Raw genomic sequence first — 21,262 nt, 5'->3', positions numbered from 1 at the left:
TTGATGGTCGATGGTCAGTGGTTAATGGTCGATGGTCAATGGTCAGTGGTTAATGGTCAGTGGTTGATGGTCAATGGTTAATGGTCAGTGGTTAAGGGTTAATGGTTAATGGTTAATGGTCAATGGTCGATGGTCAATGGCTAGGAGGCAGGAGTCAGAAGGGAGGGATCAAGGGTTGACGCTATAAACAATTGACGATTGACGATGAACAATTGACGATTAACTCTACGATGACAATAAACAATGGTTAGGAACTAATGGTTTGACAACAGATAACTAAAACTCCAACCATGTTGTTTGAATCCTAGCGATTCGTAAAAGGCATGGGCGCGATCGCGTTTTACATTGGAGGACAGGGTCACTTTGTAACACCCTGCTTCTTTGCTGAGTTGTAATGCCTTTTGCATCATGGCTTTGCCGATACCCTGATTGCGATAGTCAGGGTGAACTGTAACTGAGTCCAAAATGGCAGATCTATGAAATCCTCGGTGCATCATCGTTGGTGTTACCAGCAAACTAAATGTGCCGATGGGGTGTGAGTGTGGCTCATCTGCCAGACTAGCGAGATAGATGCTGTAATTGGGAACCTGGGCGATCGCCGCAAAAATCTCGGCAATCTGATCATTGGGCAATAGGGGTTTGTCGTCCATCGCTGCGTAGAGAAAGTTCAGCAGAGGCAAATCGGCAGAGGTTGCGGTGCGATAGGCGAGATTCATAACAGGCAACGGTTGAGAATCGGGACAAAATGGTTCAGATCAGGGGTTGCCGCTTGGGGGACTTTGGCGCGATCGTCCCACACGCGCAACTGCACCGCTTCTTTAGCATAGGGCTGTTGGATGAACTGTGCCGCTGCTTCCGGTGAAAACACCCCACCTTGTAGCTCTAAGCTGTGTTTGGAAACAGGGGAGAGCGAATCCCAGTAGGTGGGGTCAACGGCGCACAAGTACCGTTTTGCCTCGACGTGTAGACGAATGGGCTCTGTAACCGCAGGGCTAAAGAGTGTTGCTAACACGGGAATGGCGCGATATTCGTGGCGATCGTCAATGCCGCGATCGGCAACATCTTCACCCAAATCGTGAATCAAGTGTCCCAGATCATGTAGCAAACAAGCAGAAATGAGTTCGGCAGAGCGATTAGCAGATTCCGCTAATGTAGCGCATTGCAGTGCGTGTTCCAGTTGGCTGACGGCTTCACGCCCATACTGTGCGCCACCTTTTGCCGTTAAGATGTCTAAAATTTTTGCTAGAGAGTAAGTCATAGGGATTTTTGAGTTTTGAGTTGTGAATTTTGAGGTTTGAGTTATGTAGTCAGTAGTCAATCGTCAATGGTTAACAGAGCACAGTTCTAAAGGTTGCACTAAGGTCTTAAACCTAGTCCTATCAACTGTTAACAATAGATGTCTGGGCGTTGCTGGATGTAAGTATGATTCTGAAAAACTGACTAATGCTGTACGGACGTTTCGCGAAACGCCCTCCAAAATTCATAGATTGGATCAGCAGTACCGAATTCCGCTCACTGCTATGACTCATTGAACAATTAACCATTGACCATCAACCATTAACCATCAACCATTGACCATCAACCATTGGCCATTAACCATTAACCATTGACCATTAACCATTAACCACTGACCATTAACCATTAACTACTGACCATTGACCATCAACTACTGACCATTGACCATTGACCATTAACCATTAACTACTGACCATTGACCATTGACCATTGACCAAGCCCGATGACAGATCCAGGTCTGATCAAAATGCCGCTGATAAAAGCGCAACTCCCAGTTCACAGGCGGTGCGAAGCAGTTCCCCCTTTGGGGTAATCGCACATCAACATAACTTTGAGCCAGGTGAGTGAGTTTTTCGGCATGTTCTGGAGCAAATTCGTAGGCGAGGCTGAGGTGTAACCAATCCTTGAGTCGGAGAGGTTCCGCTCGCGTTGGAGAAACCACCCGTTGTGCAACCTGCTGAATTAACTGTTTCACCCAGTCAGACTGAAGCTCTAACCCATGCCAGTTAGGGTGAAAGGTCATCCCTGTGATAGTGATGACGGGATCAGGAGGGGGTGAAGCCTGCCTGAGGGATTGGGCGATCGCCTCCAAATAAACAGGAATCGCCGTTTCATCGTCCCTAAAAAAGCCTGTTAGGGTGCAGTGGGGCATGTAGTTGTGGGCAGTGTTGCGTCCACATAGGCGCAGGCTGTGATCAAAGTACTGCTCTAGCTGATGGGCAAGTTCTCCAATCGGACAGGCATAGATGATAAATTGGCTAGACATAACAGGGTGGGATGCATTGAGCAGCGAATGATGGATTTACTAGAGTGAGAGTTGATGTATGTCTGTGCAATACTTTCAAAAAATTTATCCCAGTGGATATTTGTCTCGGCTGTCAGACTTGATTGAAGAACGCCTCACCCCCGGAGCCGATAAGGAACAGATTGATGCTCGAATTTGGGATCTGTTTGGTGAAAAATGGGCAGTGTTGTTTACAGATTTGTCGGGTTTTTCGCGGTTTGTCGCAGAATTTGGCATTATTCATTTTCTGCAAATCATTTACGAATCTCAAAGAATTTTTTCTCCCTGCATTGATAGACACGACGGTATCCTCATCAAGATGGAAGGCGACAGTATGCTAGTCCTCTTTCGTCAGCCCGTTAAAGCATTACAGTGTGCGATCGATATGCAGCGAACGGCTAAAGCCTATAACCAGGACAAAATTGATGCTGAAAAAATTCTCCCATGTGTGGGCATTGGCTACGGCAGGATTTTGACCATCGGCGAACAGGATGTGTTTGGAGCAGAGGTCAACGCCGCTAGTAAATTGGGAGAAGACACGGCAAAAGCCTGGGAAATTTTAGTAACCGATTCGGTAGTTGAGCGTGTACAAACCATGTCAGATATTGGTTTAGAGCGGATTGATACCATTCCTCCGGGGGCAAATGGCGCATTTAAAGTGAGCTACGCATTAGAGTAGCCTTCATTTGATTAACTATATCGGGCGACCTCCTGTCCTTTGATGTAAACGGAGGCGATCGCCGATGGCAGTGAGCGATCGGGTTTGACCAGCAGAAAATCTGCATCCAGACCTGGGACAATGGAACCTTTGCGATCGCCAATACCTGCGGCTTTTGCAGGGTTGGTAGACACCAGTTTCCACGCTGCCTCAAAGGACATCAACCCCAATGCCAACTTAAATGGAGCGTTAAACAGCGAGGGATAGTGATAATCGGAACAGAGGCAATCTACCACACCTGCCTGAACCGCATCTGCCACACTCATGTAGCCCACATGGGAGCCACCCCGCACCAGGTTAGGGGCACCCATCAACACCGCTGCACCGTACTCCTGCGATCGCTTTGCTAAAGGAATGGATGCCGGAAACTCTGCGATCGCCACTCCCCGCCTTGCGCTCAACGCCACATCTACCTCGGTTTCATCATCGTGGGAGGCTACGGGAATTTGGTTCTGGTGAGCGACCTTCACCAGATGTTCAACCTGGTGCAACCCTTCTTCTTGCCGCTCCATTGCCGCTTCAATCAGCGATCGAATCTCAGCATCCGACAACTTGATCCGTTGTCGTAGCCCTTTGGTATAGCGGATCAGCGTCTCATCATCCGTTGCCGGAGGCAGGTGGTTGTTGAGGGATAACAACTGAATCTTACCCTGCTCTAACCAGTCACATAATTCCTTGTGGTCAGCCGTATTTGCTTGCTCATGGCGCACATGAATTCGGCTATCCACTTGCAATCCAGTCTGTTTATCCGACACAATCTCCAGGACTCGCCGCACGGTGTCTCGGCTCCTCAGACCGGGTTCAAAGGAATCTGTTACGGAGTAGAAAAAAGTGGTGATACCTGCTGATAGGAGCGTGCGATCATTCTCGGCGATCGCCATCTCTAAGGGAAAGTTGACTCCGGGACGAGGACAAATCATCCGCTCAAACGCATCCCCGTGGATATCGACTATGCCCGGTAGCAGGTTGAATCCAGTCACATCGATCGCAACGTAACCGCTGGGTTTGGTCTGCTGGTCAATGCTGACAAACTGACCATCCTCAATGAGCACTGTAGCATCGGGGAACCATCCAGATGGAGTTAAAACCGTTGCACCCTGGAGGGCAAGTTTTGCAAATGAAGGTTTGTCCATAAAGGGCTAAAGGTTGGTGGTTAATGGTTAATGGTCAATGGTCAATAGTCAGTGGTTAATGGTCAGGGGTCAGGAGTTAGGAGTCAGGAGTCAGGAGTCAGGAGTCAGGAGTTAATGGTCAATGGTCAATGGTTAATGGTCAATGGTCAATGGTCAATGGTCAATGGTCAGGAGTTAGGAGCCAATGGTCAGTGGTCAGTGGTCAGGGGTCAGGAGTTAATGGTCAATGGTCAATGGTAAATAGTTGATGGAGTTTCAGAAAAACCGCATATGGTGTCAATGATCGGTAGTCAATGATTGGTGTTTTAGAATATTGGTTTGGACAATTAACGATTGACGATTGACTATTGACTGTTATCAATTGACTATTGACTGTTATCAATTGACCATTGACTATTATCGATTGACGATTGACGATTGACTGTTATCAATTGACCATTGACGATTAACAATTAACGATTGACCATTATCAATTACGCTACCCGTCGCCCTGTTCTTACAACTGAGGTCAACCGAGGTACGATGCCATCGTCATGAACCGTGATGAAATCTGCTCGTTTGCCAACTGCTAAACTGCCGCGATCGCCATCTAATCCAATTGCTTTTGCAGAATTCAATGTAAATAATTTAGCCGCTTTGTAGAGGGGTTTTTGAGTCTGACGTGTGATCAGAAACATCGCTTGCAGTAAACTTTGAGGGACGTAATCAGACGAAAAAATATCCACCAGATCGAGTTCTGCAAGTTCCATTGCAGAAACATTACCGGAATGAGAACCCCCTAATACTAGGTTGGGAGCACCCATTAATATTTGCAATCCATGCTGATGAGACGCTTTTGCTGCATCAATCGTGGTGGGAAATTCAGCGATGACGGCTCCATCGGCGATCGCTTCCTGGACATGCTCCACAGTTGCGTCATCATGACTCGCCAGGGGAATGTTTTGCGATCGCATTAACTCAACTAATTGCTGTCGATTTTGGGATACATATCGTTGTTGCGCTTCAATCCGATCCTGAATAAACGCATCAATTTCAGTTTCGGAAATGTGGTGTTTACCCATGTAATATTCACGGTACTTCTGCACATTAGCAAATTGCCGTTGTCCTGGAGTGTGATCCATTAAAGACACCAATGCCAGTAATGGATGCTCAACAAACTGTGCAGTGATATCACAAACATGCTCATACGCCAACTCACAACGCAGATGCAGTCGATGATCTGCCGTTAAGCGTCCGTGTGTCTGCGCGTCTGTGATGGCATTGATCATGGGGGCAAATTGGGTGAGTCGAATGGAGGTGGGGGTGATATCTCCAACGGCGATCGCATCACAAACAGTCGTTACTCCCGCGCTGATCAATTCGCGATCGTGATACACCACAGCGGCTTCTAGCGGAAAACGTACCTTAGGGCGCGGGGAAATGCATTGCTCTAAGTTATCCGTATGCAGTTCAATCAATCCAGGCAACAGATAGTCGCCATCCCCATTTTGCCCTTGAGCCACGAGTCCTGGTTGGATGTCGGCGATCGCTCCATCTCGCACAACGAGTGTACCTAAAACCTCTTGATCGGGTAATTGCAGACGGTAGTTTGTGTAGACGTGTTCGTTCATGGGCAATAGACCAATAAAGGGTAATTAGAAATTTAACGCTCTAGTACATACTCGCTCACGCACTTCATCATCGTGAAAAATGCCAATCATGGCACAACCTTGAGACTTTCGTTCTTCAATCAACTGCACAACCACATCCCGATTGATTGCATCTAAAGCAGATGTGGGTTCATCTAATAACAGGATTGGATAGTTCACGGAAAATGCACGAGCAATATTCACCCGTTGCTTTTCACCGCCTGAAAATGTAGTCGGGGAAAGATTCCACAATCGCTCTGCCAGGTTCAATCGGGTAAACAACTCCCGAACTCGGTCATATGCAACTTCAGGAACAAATCCCAACTCGATCAGAGGCTCTGCTGCAACATCTAACGCTGATACACGAGGAATCACTCGCAAGAATTGACTAACGTAACCAATTGTTTTTTGCCGCACATCAATTAACTCATGCGGTTGCAATTGTGGCAAATCAACCCAACGTTGTTCATGCTTCACCCAAATCGAGCCGCGATCGATGCGGTAATTACCATAGAGCGATCGCATAAAGGTCGATTTGCCAGAACCAGACGCCCCCACTAACGCCACACATTCACCCGCTGTCAAGCTCAAGGATGTACCATGCAACACATCCAACTGAATTCCTCCCTGCGCGTGTAACACAAAACTTTTATAGAGAGACTCCGCATACAACACTGTGTTAGTAGGAAGACCAAGCGGCGATCGAGGATTGTCAGTGTATGTTAGAGAAAGAGCAATTGTTGCTGTTAGATTATTAGTTACCATTGTGTGTCTACTCCTCGCGATCGCAAATAGATCATCAACCATTAACCATTAACCATTAACCATTAACCATTGACCATTAACCATTCACGGTATCAACGTCGCATTCACCAATTGCTGGGTGTAGGGATGCTGTGGATCATCCAACACCTGATCCGTTAATCCCGCTTCGACCACCTGCCCCTGTTGCATCACTAACAATCGATGGGCTAACAATCGAACAACCCCAATGTCGTGAGTCACCAGAACAACGCTAAGATGCAGATTTCGGACAAGCGATCGCATCAAGTCTAACAAACGGGCTTGTACGGAGACATCTAACCCTCCTGTCGGCTCATCCATCAGAATCAGACGAGGCTGTGTCACCAGCACTCGCGCCAGTTGCAACCGTTGCTGCATTCCACCCGAAAATGTGGTGGGCAACATATCCATGCGATCGCCCGTAATCTCGACCTGATGGAGCCATTGCGCCGCTACACTGCGGAGGTTGCCGTAGTGCCGTCCCCCCACATTCATCAGGCGTTCGGCAATATTGGCTCCCGCTGTGACATTCATCCGCAAACCATCTCTGGGATTCTGATGGACAAAGCCCCACTCCGTTCGCAACAGCGATCGCCGCTGTGGTTCAGGAATGGTGCGTAAATCCAGCATTGCCCCCGTCGTACCACGATAGAGTAACTCACCATCGTCAATCGGCAAGTTACCTGCGATCGCGTGTAACAGCGTTGATTTACCCGATCCCGACTCCCCAATAATGCCAAGCACCTGCCCTGGATAGAGATCAAAAGAGATGCGATCGCAGGCACGAATGGCACCGTAGGTTTTGCTGAGATTCTTAACAACGAGTAAGGGATGCATGAGAAGAAATAGGAGGGTAGATGAGTAGAGTTATAAGTTATGAGTTAGCTGAGCCTCTCGAAGCTTGAGTTTTGAATTAAGCCCTTAAGCTCAACACTCAGCACTATCAACCATTGACCATTGACCATTGACTATTAACCATTGACCATTAACTACTGACTACTAACCATTAACCATTAACCATTAACCATTGACCATTAACCATTGACCATTGACCATTAACCATTGACCATTGACTATTAACCATTGACCATTAACCATTAACTACTACCCCTTCTCTTGCCGTTGACTACAATAATCCGTATCTGAACAAATCCACATGCGATCGCCCCGATTGTTGAGCACCACTTCATCTAAATAGCTCTCGGTGGAACCACAAAATTCGCAGGCTTTATCCCATTTCTCAACAGTGAAGGGATGATCCTCAAAGTCCAAACTCTTCACCTTCGTGTAAGGAGGAACGGCATAGATTCGCTTTTCCCGTCCGGCTCCAAACAGTTGCAGCGCAGGGCTCATGTGCAGCTTGGGATTGTCGAAGCGAGGAATAGGACTGGGACGCATCATGTAGCGATCGTGCACCATCACAGGATAGTCGTAGGCCGTGGCAATGTGCCCAAACTGAGTAATGTCTTCGTACAGCCGCACATACATCGAACCGTACTCCTCCAGAGCGTGCATCTTACGAGTTTCCACCTCCGACGGCTCAATCCAGCGCAGTGGCTCCGGAAGTGGCACCTGATACACCATGATTTGTCCCTCTTTTAGGGGAGTTTCAGGAATGCGGTGGCGCGTCTGAATCAGGGTCGCCTGCTCCGTATGCTCAGTTGTCTCAACCCCACACACTTTCTTGAAGAATCGCCGAATGTTCACCGCATTCGTCGTGTCGTCTGCTCCCTGGTCAATCACCTTCAACACGTCATCCTGCCCAATGACCGAGGCAGTCACCTGAATACCCCCGGTTCCCCACCCATAGGACATTGGCATCTCACGGGAACTAAAGGGAATCTGATGTCCGGGAATAGCAACGGCTTTGAGCAACGCCCGCCGAATCGATCGCTTGGTTTGCTCGTCGAGATAGGCGAAGTTAAAGCCCGGTTCAGGAGGGAGAGGTAGGGTGTGGGGTGTGGGGTGTGGGGTGTTAGGGATGGAAGGCTTGTCGGTCATCGTGTTACCTCCTCTGATGCTTGCCCTGCCACCACCGACGATTGACCATTAACCATTGACGATTGACCATCAACCATGGACGATTGACGATTGACCATGGACGATTGACGATTGACCATTGACGGCTGACTATCAACCATTGACGATTGACGACTGACCACTGACTTCTGACTCTCCTCATACTCCTGTCGCATTTTGCGTACCAGATTCAATTCCGCTTGAAAGTCGATATAGTGCGGCAATTTCAAATGCTGGACAAAGCCCTGTGCCTCCACATTATCGGAGTGGTAGAGGACAAACTCCTCATCTTGAGCGGGTCCCACAATCTCTTCACCAAACTCCTTAGCACGCAGTGAGCGATCGACCAGTGCCATCGCCATTGCCTTACGCTCGTTGTAGCCAAAGGTTAAGCCATAACCACGAGTGAATTGGGGAGGCAACTCTTTGCTGCCTTTGAATTGGTTCACCATCTGCACTTCGGTCACAGTGATGTCAGCGATCGCCACCTCAAAGCCCAGTTCTTCTGGGCAGATCACGACTTCGACCTCGCCCACCCGAATCTCTCCGGCAAAGGGATGGTTCTTGCCATAGCCCCGCTGCGTAGAATACGCCATGCTCAACAAAAAGCCTTCGTCGGCACGGGTCAGGTTCTGTAACCGGGCATCTCGACCAGCAGGAATCTGGAGTGGTTGACGAGTCAGGTCAAAAGGTTGATCGTTGATGGTCAATGGTTCATCGTTGATAGTCAATGGTTCATCGTTGATAGTCAATGGTTCATCGTTGATGGTCAATGGTTCATCGTTGATAGTCAATGGTTCATCGTCAATAGTTGAAGATTGAGCTACGGTGTTTTGAGATTCACTCGCCATATTTTGAGCATCAGCCGCTAATCCTTGCTCATCAACCCCTAACGATTGACCATTGACCATTGACCATTGACCATTAACCATTGACCGCTGACCATTGACCCCTGCCCCCTGACCATTAACCTTCTCTTCCTGAATCAACCCCTCTCGCCCCAGCGTATCAATTACACGCGGCACACTCTCCGGGTTAACCTCCGTCTCTGGCGCGACAAAGGTATTGTTTTCGGCTGCCAATTTAAAGTCGAGTAACCGATGGATGTAGTCGTAGGTTGCGCCTAATCGCTGCCCTCCAGGGACATCCTTAAAAATGGAGGAGATGCGACGGTGTAAGCGCATCTGGCTCGTGTCGATCGGTTGACTGTAATAGAGTCGTGGCAACGTGGTGCGATAGGCTCTCAGCAAAAAGATCGCTTCCACCAGGTCACCCCAGGATTGTTTAATCGCCAACGCTGCCAAATCAGGGTCATACAAACTGCCCTCAGACATGACACGGGCGATCGCCAGTGCCATCTGTTGCTTAATTTGCTCCAGCGATAACTCCGGCACCTCCGGATCACCCCGACGCATCGCCTTAAGCAGTGCTTCTGCGTTTTGAATTGCCTGTTCGCCACCTTTAACTGCAACGTATGCCATAGGGAAAAAAGAAGAGGGAAAAAAGAAAAAAGAAGAGGGAAAAAAGGATAAATGATGAAGGATAAAGGATAAAAAATTGGAACTTAAAGCCCCCAAACCATTCACAATTGACCTTGACTACTGACTACTGACTACTGACTACTGACTACTGACTACTGACTACTGACTACTGACTACTGACTATTGACTATTAACCATTGACCACTGACTATTAACGATTGACCGTTGACTACTGACTATTAACCATTGACCATTGACGATTGGCCATTGACTATTAACCATTGACCACCGACTACTGACTACTAACCTTCACCGTTCTGGGTAAACCCATCACAGAGTCTTGGCTAAACAGCAACACATCCACCCCTAACGGATAGGCAGCATGGTTGGTGCGCCATTGCTCCCAAAAGCCAGAAGGAAGGAGAGGTGAAATGGATCGGGATTCGAGAATGCCAGGTCCAGTCAGGTCAACGGTGACACCCCCATGCAGGTGTTCCAGTTGCAGAAAGAGTGTTGTGGAGAGTTCTGGATATTCCGCTGTGCCTTGATGAAAGGCGACCAGATCGGGCATGGAGTCGGGATTCCAGATCAACGCGAAGGTTGCCTGTTGTGGATGAGAAACCAGACGGCATCCCGTGTGAAACACCAGCCAATTGGCAACTGCTGCATCCCATCCAGGTTGGAGCCACACTCGCGTTTCCAAATCCAGAAGGGTCAAGCAGGTTGCGGCACAGGCGGGCATTAATCCCTGAGGCGGTGACAGTACGGCAGTCAGTGTATCGACTCGTCCGGGGCGGGCTAAGGCATCCAACACCGTTCTAAAGGTATGTTGGGCATCATGAACGGTATCTTTGAAACCGGGCAGTGTGGTGATCATGATTCCCCCCGCAGCATGGTAAAAAAGTTAACTCGTGTGGCTTCAACCTGGCGTTGTTGGTGCTCGTGACGGCGTTGTGCCTCCTGTTGCAGTGGCTCAATCACGGTCGATCGCACAGCATCGTGCCAGATGGGGTGTTGTAGCAATGCGTCACAGACGGCTGCCAGTTCTGCATGGCGGTGCGATCGCCCCGCCACATAGCCAAATCCAGCGATGCAAAGCAGTTCTCCCTCTGGGGTAATCGCCTCTTCATCCGCCTGAAGTTGCAAGCGCACTACACAGCGAGTCAGGGTCATCTCCCCCAGATAAAAGGGTTGCCCCGTTCCTCCGGCGCGTCCCTGCACCATCGCTAACCCAATCTCTGGAACCCTTAGCAGTTCATAGGTTGGCAACTCCCCTAACTGCTTGACCTGACGTTCTAAATGGTCGAGGGAAGCTTTCGCCAGTGTAGACATCCAGCTTTGACGTTGCCTGATCTGACTTGGCTGAGTTGGGTGTTGATGGGGGTAGAAGAGAGGTTGGTCTTGCATAGGCTGTTAACCAATCCTTAAGATGTCTAGATGTCTAGACAAATTATAGGTTGAAAATCTTGAGTGATGTCAAGTGTGCTAGAACACATTCGGCAGGACTGATGCGGTTAGATCTCCCAAACCCCAGAAAAAGGGAACTTCTGGAATTTTCCCCCGTTCAAGGTAGGCAAGGGAAGATGAAAGTTGCAGGCTTCAAGTGCGCCAATCCTATCTGAATTAAAACAAAAGAGTACGGTATCGCACCGTACTCTTAGCCATCAGGCATTATCTACATTCAAACCAAGGAAATCACGAATACACGAGCTATGATGCAGACCCACTGATCTCTGGCTCATTGACGTTCGATGTCAACGCAGCAGCTTCACGCTCTTTGTCCAGGCGACGTTTCCGAGCATAAAGCTGAATAATCGCTGCCATTGCCACAATCAGTGCCAATATGCCCCAAGCTGTAATGTCGGTTGGCAAACTATTCTTAAAGACCGCTAACAAAACAATAATGACGAGGAAAACCGTTGGAACCTCATTGAGTCCACGCAGTTGTTGACCATTCCAGGTAAACTTGCCTGCTGCCATTTGCTTCATCAAACGACCGCAGTAATGGTGATATCCCACAGTCGCCAGCACAAATGCAAGCTTGGCATGAAGCCACCACTGTTTGAGTAAGTCAGGAGACACAACGATGAGGGCGATCGCCATCACCACCGTTAACACCATTCCAGGAGTGGTGATCAGGTTATAGAGTCGCTTCTCCATCAGTTGATATTGCTGTTGCAATATCGTCCGAGCAGGCTCTGGCTGTTCATTTGCCTCAACGTGATACACAAATAGACGCACCAAATAGAACAAGCCTGCAAACCAGACAACGACCCCAATAATGTGAAATGCTTTGAACCACAAATAGCTCATCGCTTTAACCCTCTACAGTCCAAACCCAATCTTACCAAAGCAGTCATTCTACGGTTTGAGTATTAAGTTTTGGATCAAACAGCGTGTTTGAATAACGTATCCAAATAGACCCGTGCGGCGCGGCGGTAGCTGCGAGATGCATCTGGCGTATCGCTGCTGCCATTTTGCAACAAGAAAAGTGACAATGCTGCACAAAAGACGCGGTCTTGATCCCAGTCGGGATGGCTGGTCAAATAACCTTGTAACGATTCGTGCAGTTCTTCAGGAATTTCCGCCAGGATGCTAACAGTTGCGTGCATAGAACCTCTGATACCAAATAAGAAATCGAATAGACTGAAAAAAGCCGACACCACTCTGCTTCTCACGCTTGATTGGGAAATCCGGTGGATCTCGCGATCGCCTGAGAAGAATTGAGTGTCATTTAAGTTGGATGCTGATTGACAGCAAAGCTGAGCGACCCTCTGACTGAGATAGCACTAACTTAAATCCTCAGACTCACCTTGGATGAGTCACTGAGGCAAGCGGAACGCCTCGAATCAGATCGCTTTCATAGGTTGGTCGCATCATTGTGCGTTAAGAGGGGGTAGGGTTGTCAATGCTGCTAAATGGGATGTGTCGCTTTAGACAAAAAACAGATTTACGAGAGAATCAGGGTTTGCACCTCATGTTTGTTACATTGCTTAACCTAAAAAATGGTTTTCTCAGAATTCCCCCCCTTTTCTCATAATCCCCAGTTAATCTCTTAACCCCTGATTGCTTCGTTTACCCCTGTGGATAACCTGGGTATGGCTGTGGAAAACTCAAACGATTTTGTGGAAACTGTGTGGAATCTGTGGGGAAAATCCTCTCAAAAGATAAGAATTGCAAACATAGAAAAAAGTCAGAGATTGATGAATCTTGCTCGTCCTGCAATTTGATCCCCATATTTGCAAAAATCTGTCAATCCCTTTTGATACAAGGATTGTAGGGATTCATGAGATCCTGAATAGATTGATAAGACAAAGTAATATAGCTATCGCCACTTCATTTAAGGCAGAGGGGGTGCGGGGCTGCGCCCCCAAGCCAGGGGTAGCTCTCACATCCCTTGTATTAACTGTCTTGACAGTTGCTATATTCGGTTTAAGAACCGGGCAAATGAGTTCACGGCTATGAGAGCCAAGCCCACCGATGCGGACTCTACAAGATGCGGATTTTGATGAACCAACGCAGGTCAGTTTTGCTCCGATAGCTGCCTTTTGACCGCCAAAACCTTATTCCGAATTCACGCTAGATTACGAGCGAGAGAGCACTGATTCTCGTTCAGGAGCCAACTCTACGGGTGTTTCAAGCGGATCATAGCCAAGTTGCTGTGTGATCCGTTCTCTGGCTAAAACGCGATATTCCCAAAAATGCTCTCCAGCGGCACACAACCCCAGATATATATTGAGTAGCTGAGGTTTTTGAGACAAGATAATCCAGAGTTGACGCCAAAATTGCCCTCTAATTTCAGGGCGGCGAATGCCTTGATGCCAGATAAGTTGAGCAACCAATCGTAACCCCTTATCGAGCGGAAACTGCATTGTCTGCCGATCGCTTCTCACACTACGAATATTCAGACATTGCTGTAAGCAACGTTTGAGATAGCGTTGCGGTTCATACAAAGTCCACATTCCCTGCACATATTCTCTGGCAATCTCTTCAATTGGGCGAGTGGGGATGAAATTCATCAGCGTGTTTTGATCACCCGTTGGATGGTTATATTCATCCATCAAGCGTTCTTCTTGTTTCAGTCGCTCCCACAGAGCGGTGTTGGGTGGAGCCTGAAGAATCCCCAGCATGGGTTGCGGAATGTTGGTTTGTTCTACAAACGTTTGGATGCGATCGCCTGCCCCTGACCGTTCTCCATCAAACCCAATGATGAATCCCGCATGGATTAACAACCCTGCATCGTTAATCTTGTGACACGCTTCTACCAGAGGATTGCGAGTATTTTGCAATTTACGAGTGACTTGCAAACTATCTTGATCAGGGGTTTCAATGCCCAGGAAAACCGAAGAAAACCCTGCTTCACCCATGAGTTGCAACAGTTCCTCATCTTCTGCCAAATTAACTGAGGCTTCTGTAAAAAACGTAAACGGATAGTTTCGTTGCTTCATCCAGGGAATCAATTCTCGCAAAAAGCGTTTGACGTTCCGCTGATTACCGATGAAATTGTCATCTACGATAAACAGTGAACCACGCCAGCCTAAATCGTAGAGATATTGCAATTCTGCCAGGGCTTGGCTCGGCTCTTTGGTGCGTGGCTTACGCCCATAGAGCGAAATGATGTCGCAAAATTCACAGTTAAACGGACAACCCCGTGAGAACTGCATCGCCATCATGAAATAGGCATCCCGCTTGAGCAAGTCAAAGCGGGGCATGGGGCTTTGGGTCACGTCTGGTTTTTCTAGAGAGCGAAACACACCCTGCGTTTCACCCTGGCTCAGAGCCTCAAGAAACTGAGGAATGGTCATCTCTCCCTCATCCAAGATCAAGAAATTGGCTCCAGCATTGAGCGCATCTTGAGGAATCGAGGTTGGATAGGGTCCACCCACGGCAACGGTTTTACCCAAACGGACTGCTTTTTGAATCAACGCTAGAAAGTCAGGCTTTTGTACATACATGGCTGAGAGTATCACCAGGTCGCACCACTCCCAATCGGCTTCCGTTTCACAACCGACATTGCGATCGCGAAAGCGAATCTCCCAATCCTGTGGTAGAAGTGCCGCAACAGTAATGATTCCTAATGGTGGAATTGTTGCTTTGAGTCCGGCAATCTCCATGAAGCGATCGTATGACCAGAAGGATTGGGGAAACTTGGGGTAGAGCAATAGTGCTTTCATAAATCTCCCTAAGGCTAAGTTGAATCCGGGACGCAGACAGGCATCAAATAACCAACTCATCAACAGCTAAGAGATTTCCTTTTGTATTAATGACAACTAGACAGGCATTTTGAACCCACCTAAACCACGAGCGATAACGCTAGCACAAACTAGCTACCCTCTAGTTGTGTATAAAAGATTTCTCTTACTCGTACGGAGTATAGGTCACAATGTTGATATGCTATATCTCCCTTAAGAATGAGGCTGCGATCGCTCTGTTAAGTTGTTTAGTTTAAGATAACGACTAATTGGATATAGCAATAACTTAATTGCTTGTTTGTAGCCGTGTTCTAGAGTTAATCTGATTGACTAAATTTTGAAATATAAAGAATGTTTTTAACACAATCATTAAAGTATAACAAAGTTGAGAGAAACAGTCTTAAAAGATGAAATTTGTATGTGCGATCGCTGTTTATTTGTTCTTGCTATGGCGTGATTTAGTGAAACAAGTGATGCAAATTAGTTCTTGTTATGAAGTTGACTGATAGGCGATCGCACAGGAAGTATGTCCCTTTTGCTAATGCTTAAATTGCCCTCATCTCCTAGTCCTTCTCTCATTCTGGGAGAAGGGGGATCGAAAAGGGTCTTGACCCAATCAGAAACACCCGTACTTGGAACCGATGCGAAGCGCGCCTTTGGGTAAACCGAAACACCTTCTGCTAGGGGGTTTGGGGGAGACTCCCCCAATGCCTGGTTTTCAAACGCTCGAAACAACCCTGCACCGAATCTGGAAGGAAGCAGAGATCTGTGTACACAGTAGCCTGCTTTGGAAGAGGAATTTAGGGTGAGGGTGAAAAGCTAACATACTCCCGATCGCAAATTCAGATCTTTGGAATCTTCAAAGACTCCGAAAAACTAGCCCTGGAGTTGAGTTCGTTTTAATGTGAAGATCCTTAAAAACTCTGCCTCAGCTACAGAAGAGAGCTATCCTACGGTCAAAGCATTTCTTCACTGAGTAGGGTAACAATATGCAACGGTTTTACGACGTGTTTATCTCATATGGACGAACTGACAGTAAAGCCTTTGCTGCTCGATTGCATCGACGTCTAACCGAGTATGGTTTAACCGCCTGGTTTGATTTTGAAGATATTCCTGTCGCTGTCGATTTTCAAAAACAAATTGAAGATGGCATTGAGCGAACTGATAACTTCCTGTTCATCATTTCTCCCTATTCAGTTAACTCTCCCTATTGTCATTTAGAAATCGAGCTTGCACTCAAATGGAATAAGCGCATCATTCCGATTCTGCATGTAGAGCAGATAACGCAGGAGATCTGGCAGCAGCGACACCCCAACAGCACAGCAGAGGAATGGGCGGATTATCAAGCCAAAGGATTGCATGATCACTACCAGAATATGCATCCCGTCCTCCGCAAGATTAACTGGATCTATATGCGCGAGGAGCAGGACGATTTTGAAGCTGCACTTGCCAGATTGCTGAATCTTTGTGATCGCCACAAAGATTATGTGCATCAACACACGCTACTTTTAGCAAAAGCACTGGGATGGGAACGGAATCAGAAGCGATCGCCCTACCTGCTAATTGGCGAAGAACGACTCCAGGCAGAAGAGTGGCTGAAAGTGCGCTTTAAGGATTCACAACCGCCTTGCCTGCCCACTGACCTGCATTGCGAGTTCATTACTGAGAGTCGTAAGAATGCTGATAACTTGCTAACCGATGTGTTTCTTGCCTATGCGGAAGAGGAGCGGGCGATCGCGGAGCAGATTCGCAATAGCTTGCGGCGAGAAGGCTTTACCGTCTGGACAAATATCACTGACATTCATGCTGGAGCAGACTTTCAACAGGTGATTAACCGGGGCATTGAGGAAGCCGACAATGTGGTGTATTTGCTCTCCAACGCTGCCGTGAAGTCGCCCTACTGTCAGCATGAACTGGACTATGCCCTGTCGTTGCACAAACGCATTATTCCGGTGCGAGTTGAGGCGATCGCACCCCATGAGATACCTGCTCAGATGCGAGAGTTGCAATACATCGATCTGAGCGACAACATCCAAGAAATTGACTACCAACAGGATGAGAGTCAGCTTTTGCGGATTTTGCGGCAAGATGCTGCTTATCACGAAACCTACAAGTTGTTGTTGACCAAAGCCTTGAAGTGGGAACGCCAGCAACAGAACCCCACCCTGTTGCTGCGGGGCTATAACCTGCGTCAAGCCGAAGCGTGGCTCAAAGTCGCCAAGCAGAACCCAGCCTATCCGCCACTGCCGTTGCAGGAAACCTTCATTACCGAGAGCTTGCGTCAACCGCCCGGACTCTCGCTAGATGTGTTTATTTCCTACTCACGGGCTGACTCTGGCTTTGCCCGTAGACTCAACGATGCGTTGCAAGTGCATGGTAAACGCACCTGGTTTGACCAGGAGAGCATTGCCGCAGGGACGGCAGACTTTCAGCAAGAGATTTACAAAGGCATTGAAAGTTCAGATACGTTTTTGTTTGTGTTGTCGCCCCGTTCTGTGACCTCGCCCTACTGTGCCGATGAGGTGGAGTATGCCACAAAACTCAACAAACGAGTGGTCACGATCCTGCATCAAGCGATCGACCCATCGGTTCTGCATCCTGAACTGGCAAAGGTGCAATGGCTTGACTTTAACCAGCGAGAAAGCGACTTTTCGGCTAATTTCACTGACCTGCTCCGCCTTCTCGATACCGATACAGAGCATCTTCATGCTCATACACGCTTACTGATGAGGGCGATCGAGTGGGACACCAAGGGGCGCAAGGAAAGCTTGCTGTTGCGAGGGGATGAGTTAGCCGATGCAGAACAATGGCTGACCCAAAGCGCAGGCAAAGAACCCAAACCCACTGAGCTACAGCAGACCTACATCGTCAGTAGCCGAACCGTTGAGGATGCCAATCAGCAAGCTAACCAAATTCTGAGAACTGCTGCGGCAAAAGGGAAACGATTGGTTACGGTGGGGGCTATTACCGGAGGAATTGGCTTATTGGTCGCGGGAGTAGCTGGCTTCACAGCACTTCAAGCAACAACCAAAATTAGAGTCGCCGAGGTCAGATTACAAACCGCAGCTTCCAGCGAACAGTTTTTATCAGGGCAACCGTTTCAGGCATTGCTGATCGCCCTTGAGTCAGGACAAGCACTTCAGGATCGATTTAGGCTAGGTAGCTCTGAATGGAGTGATTTGCAACCACGCATTGTAGTGGCATTACAGCAGTCAATGAATGGGATTGGTGAGAGAAATACCCTCAATAATATTCCTGGAAGTCGGGATTCTCTTACTGACATCAAATTCAGCCCGGACAATAGAATAGTTACCGCTGTAGGTTTGAGTACTTTCAAAATGTGGAATGCACAAACAGGCGAACTGCTACAGACTTTTGGGGAAGAAGAAAATTTAAGTATGGGCATCAATCTCAGCCCTGATAGCAAAACAATCGCTCTCCATATTGAAGATACTATCCAATTGAAAGATGTAGCAACAGGTGACGTACTGCACACCTTCAAAGGTCATTCATATGGAATTAGTGGCACTAATTTTAGCCCAGATGGTAGAACAATTGCCTCTGTTGGTATTGGTGACGGAACCATCAAGTTATGGGATGTGGCAACAGGTCAACAATTACGCACCTTTGAAAGTAATCAGAATGTAGTTATTAGCGTCAATTTCAGCCCGGATGGTCGGGTTATTACCTGTAATAACGACACTACTATTGAGATGTGGGAGGTAGCAACAGGTAAGCCATTACCTGCTCTTAAAGGAAATCAAAGTCAAGTAGTTAGTTTTAGCCCAGATGGTAGTACTATAGCCTCTCTTGGTAATGATAATACTATCAAGGTATGGGATGTCATGACAGGCGAGCCATTACGCACCCTTGAAGGTATTCAGGACACGCTTAACAGCATTAGTTTTAGTCCAAATGGTAGAACGATTGCTGCTGATGGGGGTGACAATACTATTAAGGTGTGGGAAGCAGCAACAGGCAAGCTACTAGGCACTCTAATACAGCAAAGTTCTGTTAATAGTATTCATTTCAGTCCAGATGGTAACATACTCGTCTCTCTTGGGAGTGACAATACTATTAAGGTGTGGGAAACAGCAACAGGCAAGTTATTACATACATTCCAGAGTAATCAAAGTGTGTCTGGTATCATTTTCAGTTCAGACGGTAAAACGCTTGCCTCTGGTAGTATTTACGGAACTATCAAGTTATGGGATTTGGCAACGGGCAAGCCGTTTAATATCCTTGAAGAAGATGGAAGTTTTCCCCCAAGCATCCATTTCAATCCAAATAGTAAAACACTTGCTTCATATAGCAATGGCACAACCATTAAGTTATGGGATGTTGCAACGGGTAAACTTTTACATACGCTTAGTCATCAAGAACAGGTTAGTAGCATCGTATTTAGTCTAGATGGTAAAACGATCGCCTCTGGAAGCGGTAACGAAACAGGTGTGTATAGAAATAACCCTGAAAGTCATCAAAATGCGGTCATCAACATTGATTTAAGTTCAGATCAAGAAACAAAAGACTCAAGTAATGGTGACAACACCATTCATATATGGGATGTAGAAACAGGTACTCTATTACGCTCTTTTGGACTACGTTCTCTTGGAAGTGATCAAAATCGAGTTACTACCATGGATTTCAGTCCAGATGGCAGGACACTTGCTTCAGATAGTTTCGACAACTCCATTGACCTATGGAATGTAGAGACAGGTACTTTATTGCATTCTCTCAAAGGACATGAAAACGGAATTAGCAGTATCAAGTTCAGCCCAGATGGTAAAACGATTGCCTCTGCCGACTATAACAATACCATTAAGCTGTGGAATGCTACGACCGGCGAACTGTTATACACCTTTAACGATATTTATCTAGGTGTAACTAATAGCATCAACTTTAGTCCAGATGGCAAAACGATTGTATCAGGCGGTTCTGATGGCGTTGTTAAGGTGTGGGATGTAGTCACAGGTGAATTATTACATACTCTCGAAGGACATCAAGGTTCGGTTCGTACTGTCAGCTTCAGTTCCAATGGCAAAACAATCGCCTCGGGTAGTGAGGACAGCACCATCAAATTATGGAATGGAGTAACGGGCAAGTTATTGCACACCCTCGAAATAGATGGAATTGTAGATACTAATGTTAGCTTCAGTTCAGATGGCGAAATGATTGCCTCAGGAGGTTTTGGCACCATCAAGGTGTGGGATGTAGACAAAGGCGAACTACTATATACCCATGAAGGAGATCAAGGATGGGTTACTAGCCTCAGTTTCAGTCCTGATGGCAAGACGATCGCCTCTGCTGGTGATGACGGCACCATCAAACTCTGGGTCTGGGACTTCGATCGCCTTATGACAATGGGCTGTAATTGGATACAGCAGTATTTGATCACTCGTCCAGATCAGCGATATCTCTGCGAGGGCTACTTGCCTCCAAACGAGTAAACCTGATCTTACTGGGTAAGTAGTGTGACAATGAACTGTTAGCGTGAGCGATTCCTGATTGGGATTCGGAGAGACGCGATTAATCGCGTCTGTACTGGGGGAAAAGGAAAAGGCGATTAATCGTATCTGCACTGAGGATTATTCTATGCCAGAGATTATATGGGTGAATGGGTAGGAGATAGGATTGATCACCTCTGTGTCGGGAGAATAATTCCTCCATTTTTGGGAATGCTGAGGATATCAGGTGATCTGAAATGCCTCTACCATGACCCTCTACAAAAACAAATATCGCAACGAATCAATTCGTTGTCCGAGTTGGGACTATTCCTCAAATGGGTATTACTTTGTCACGATTTGTACACGCGATCGCTATTGTTTTTTTGGTCATGTGGCGATCGGCAAGATGCAATTATCACCTGCGGGGGAAATAGCCCATCGATTTTGGCATGAGATTCCCAATCGGGATTGTAAATTAGATTGTGTCAAAGGTCAGAAATGAGATCTAATGAACTACTAGACCCGAGACACTCGTACTATGACTTTTCGACCTGAACTCCTCGAT

General features: G+C 47.3%; 18 protein-coding genes. 4 read left to right on the top strand and 14 right to left on the bottom strand.

The window, feature by feature from the left end:
• Positions 1-254 precede the first annotated feature (254 nt).
• The 3 genes from H6G89_RS24395 to H6G89_RS24385 all read right to left on the bottom strand — a co-directional run bounded on the left by H6G89_RS24395 (position 255) and on the right by H6G89_RS24385 (position 2,281).
• Entirely contained in the window at positions 255-716 is a 462-nt protein-coding gene (locus H6G89_RS24395) for a GNAT family N-acetyltransferase (RefSeq protein ID WP_190511346.1), read from the bottom strand.
• A complete protein-coding gene (locus H6G89_RS24390; protein WP_190511344.1) occupies positions 713-1,258 on the bottom strand; it encodes a phosphonate degradation HD-domain oxygenase in 546 nt (181 codons plus the stop codon). Before H6G89_RS24390 ends, H6G89_RS24395 begins: the two co-directional genes overlap by 4 nt.
• 432 nt (positions 1,259-1,690) lie before the next feature.
• A complete protein-coding gene (locus H6G89_RS24385) occupies positions 1,691-2,281 on the bottom strand; it encodes a hypothetical protein (RefSeq protein WP_190511341.1) in 591 nt (196 codons plus the stop codon).
• Between the two features lie 58 nt (positions 2,282-2,339).
• Between H6G89_RS24385 and H6G89_RS24380 the strand changes: the two genes are divergently transcribed.
• Entirely contained in the window at positions 2,340-2,978 is a 639-nt protein-coding gene (locus H6G89_RS24380) for an adenylate/guanylate cyclase domain-containing protein (RefSeq protein WP_190511339.1), read from the top strand.
• 11 nt (positions 2,979-2,989) lie between these two features.
• Here H6G89_RS24380 and H6G89_RS24375 read toward each other — a convergent pair whose 3' ends face one another.
• Positions 2,990-4,150: an alpha-D-ribose 1-methylphosphonate 5-triphosphate diphosphatase gene (locus H6G89_RS24375; protein ID WP_190511337.1), complete on the bottom strand. Its 1,161-nt coding sequence runs from the start codon at positions 4,148-4,150 to the stop codon at positions 2,990-2,992.
• A gap of 51 nt (positions 4,151-4,201) precedes the next feature.
• On the opposite strand from H6G89_RS24375, the gene H6G89_RS24370 reads away from it, so the two are divergent.
• On the top strand, positions 4,202-4,390 hold the full coding sequence (locus tag H6G89_RS24370; RefSeq protein ID WP_190511335.1) for a hypothetical protein: 189 nt from the start codon (positions 4,202-4,204) through the stop codon (positions 4,388-4,390).
• Between the two features lie 233 nt (positions 4,391-4,623).
• Here H6G89_RS24370 and phnM read toward each other — a convergent pair whose 3' ends face one another.
• The 10 genes from phnM to H6G89_RS24320 all read right to left on the bottom strand — a co-directional run bounded on the left by phnM (position 4,624) and on the right by H6G89_RS24320 (position 15,235).
• Positions 4,624-5,760, bottom strand: coding sequence for a phosphonate metabolism protein PhnM (phnM, locus tag H6G89_RS24365; protein ID WP_190511333.1), 1,137 nt, complete (start codon positions 5,758-5,760; stop codon positions 4,624-4,626).
• Positions 5,761-5,784: 24 nt separating this feature from the next.
• Positions 5,785-6,585, bottom strand: a complete 801-nt coding sequence (gene phnL / locus H6G89_RS24360; RefSeq protein WP_242060104.1) for a phosphonate C-P lyase system protein PhnL — start codon at positions 6,583-6,585, stop codon at positions 5,785-5,787.
• A 42-nt stretch (positions 6,586-6,627) separates the two neighbouring features.
• Complete coding sequence (gene phnK / locus H6G89_RS24355) at positions 6,628-7,398, bottom strand: phosphonate C-P lyase system protein PhnK (RefSeq protein WP_190511331.1); 771 nt, start codon at positions 7,396-7,398, stop codon at positions 6,628-6,630.
• 267 nt (positions 7,399-7,665) lie between these two features.
• Entirely contained in the window at positions 7,666-8,562 is an 897-nt protein-coding gene (locus H6G89_RS24350) for an alpha-D-ribose 1-methylphosphonate 5-phosphate C-P-lyase PhnJ (protein ID WP_190511329.1), read from the bottom strand.
• Entirely contained in the window at positions 8,559-10,061 is a 1,503-nt protein-coding gene (locus H6G89_RS36155; RefSeq protein WP_190511327.1) for a carbon-phosphorus lyase complex subunit PhnI, read from the bottom strand. Before H6G89_RS36155 ends, H6G89_RS24350 begins: the two co-directional genes overlap by 4 nt.
• A gap of 292 nt (positions 10,062-10,353) precedes the next feature.
• A complete protein-coding gene (gene phnH, locus H6G89_RS24340; RefSeq protein ID WP_190511326.1) occupies positions 10,354-10,938 on the bottom strand; it encodes a phosphonate C-P lyase system protein PhnH in 585 nt (194 codons plus the stop codon).
• Entirely contained in the window at positions 10,935-11,468 is a 534-nt protein-coding gene (gene phnG / locus H6G89_RS24335) for a phosphonate C-P lyase system protein PhnG (RefSeq protein ID WP_190511323.1), read from the bottom strand. Before phnG ends, phnH begins: the two co-directional genes overlap by 4 nt.
• 303 nt (positions 11,469-11,771) lie before the next feature.
• Complete coding sequence (gene hemJ / locus H6G89_RS24330) at positions 11,772-12,374, bottom strand: protoporphyrinogen oxidase HemJ (RefSeq protein ID WP_190511321.1); 603 nt, start codon at positions 12,372-12,374, stop codon at positions 11,772-11,774.
• Positions 12,375-12,448: 74 nt separating this feature from the next.
• On the bottom strand, positions 12,449-12,673 hold the full coding sequence (locus H6G89_RS24325) for a DUF2811 domain-containing protein (RefSeq protein WP_190511319.1): 225 nt from the start codon (positions 12,671-12,673) through the stop codon (positions 12,449-12,451).
• A gap of 972 nt (positions 12,674-13,645) precedes the next feature.
• Positions 13,646-15,235, bottom strand: coding sequence for a B12-binding domain-containing radical SAM protein (locus H6G89_RS24320; RefSeq protein WP_190511317.1), 1,590 nt, complete (start codon positions 15,233-15,235; stop codon positions 13,646-13,648).
• 1,007 nt (positions 15,236-16,242) lie between these two features.
• On the opposite strand from H6G89_RS24320, the gene H6G89_RS24315 reads away from it, so the two are divergent.
• Together H6G89_RS24315 and H6G89_RS24310 are read left to right on the top strand one after the other, a co-directional pair.
• Positions 16,243-20,700, top strand: a complete 4,458-nt coding sequence (locus tag H6G89_RS24315) for a toll/interleukin-1 receptor domain-containing protein (protein WP_190511315.1) — start codon at positions 16,243-16,245, stop codon at positions 20,698-20,700.
• A gap of 265 nt (positions 20,701-20,965) precedes the next feature.
• Positions 20,966-21,199 carry a hypothetical protein gene (locus H6G89_RS24310; protein ID WP_190511313.1) on the top strand — a complete coding sequence of 78 codons (234 nt, stop codon included), beginning with the start codon at positions 20,966-20,968 and terminating at the stop codon, positions 21,197-21,199.
• The last annotated feature ends 63 nt before the right edge of the window (positions 21,200-21,262 follow it).

The sequence above is a fragment of the Oscillatoria sp. FACHB-1407 genome, assembly GCF_014697545.1.
Taxonomy (GTDB): Bacteria; Cyanobacteriota; Cyanobacteriia; order Elainellales; family Elainellaceae; genus FACHB-1407.
Note: the sequence above shows the minus strand (reverse complement) of the source record. Positions and strands in the feature narration are given on the sequence as shown.

Excerpts from the sequence above, each read along its gene's own strand:
- H6G89_RS24395 (WP_190511346.1), bottom strand. The coding sequence starts at position 716 with ATGAATCTCGCCTATCGCACCGCAACCTCTGCCGATTTGCCTCTGCTG.
- H6G89_RS24390 (WP_190511344.1), bottom strand. The coding sequence starts at position 1,258 with ATGACTTACTCTCTAGCAAAAATTTTAGACATCTTAACGGCAAAAGGT.
- H6G89_RS24385 (WP_190511341.1), bottom strand. The coding sequence starts at position 2,281 with ATGTCTAGCCAATTTATCATCTATGCCTGTCCGATTGGAGAACTTGCC.
- H6G89_RS24380 (WP_190511339.1), top strand. The coding sequence starts at position 2,340 with ATGTCTGTGCAATACTTTCAAAAAATTTATCCCAGTGGATATTTGTCT.
- H6G89_RS24375 (WP_190511337.1), bottom strand. The coding sequence starts at position 4,150 with ATGGACAAACCTTCATTTGCAAAACTTGCCCTCCAGGGTGCAACGGTT.
- phnM (WP_190511333.1), bottom strand. The coding sequence starts at position 5,760 with ATGAACGAACACGTCTACACAAACTACCGTCTGCAATTACCCGATCAA.
- phnL (WP_242060104.1), bottom strand. The coding sequence starts at position 6,585 with ATGGTTGATGATCTATTTGCGATCGCGAGGAGTAGACACACAATGGTA.
- phnK (WP_190511331.1), bottom strand. The coding sequence starts at position 7,398 with ATGCATCCCTTACTCGTTGTTAAGAATCTCAGCAAAACCTACGGTGCC.
- H6G89_RS24350 (WP_190511329.1), bottom strand. The coding sequence starts at position 8,562 with ATGACCGACAAGCCTTCCATCCCTAACACCCCACACCCCACACCCCAC.
- H6G89_RS36155 (WP_190511327.1), bottom strand. The coding sequence starts at position 10,061 with ATGGCATACGTTGCAGTTAAAGGTGGCGAACAGGCAATTCAAAACGCA.
- phnH (WP_190511326.1), bottom strand. The coding sequence starts at position 10,938 with ATGATCACCACACTGCCCGGTTTCAAAGATACCGTTCATGATGCCCAA.
- phnG (WP_190511323.1), bottom strand. The coding sequence starts at position 11,468 with ATGCAAGACCAACCTCTCTTCTACCCCCATCAACACCCAACTCAGCCA.
- hemJ (WP_190511321.1), bottom strand. The coding sequence starts at position 12,374 with ATGAGCTATTTGTGGTTCAAAGCATTTCACATTATTGGGGTCGTTGTC.
- H6G89_RS24325 (WP_190511319.1), bottom strand. The coding sequence starts at position 12,673 with ATGCACGCAACTGTTAGCATCCTGGCGGAAATTCCTGAAGAACTGCAC.
- H6G89_RS24320 (WP_190511317.1), bottom strand. The coding sequence starts at position 15,235 with ATGAAAGCACTATTGCTCTACCCCAAGTTTCCCCAATCCTTCTGGTCA.
- H6G89_RS24315 (WP_190511315.1), top strand. The coding sequence starts at position 16,243 with ATGCAACGGTTTTACGACGTGTTTATCTCATATGGACGAACTGACAGT.
- H6G89_RS24310 (WP_190511313.1), top strand. The coding sequence starts at position 20,966 with ATGACCCTCTACAAAAACAAATATCGCAACGAATCAATTCGTTGTCCG.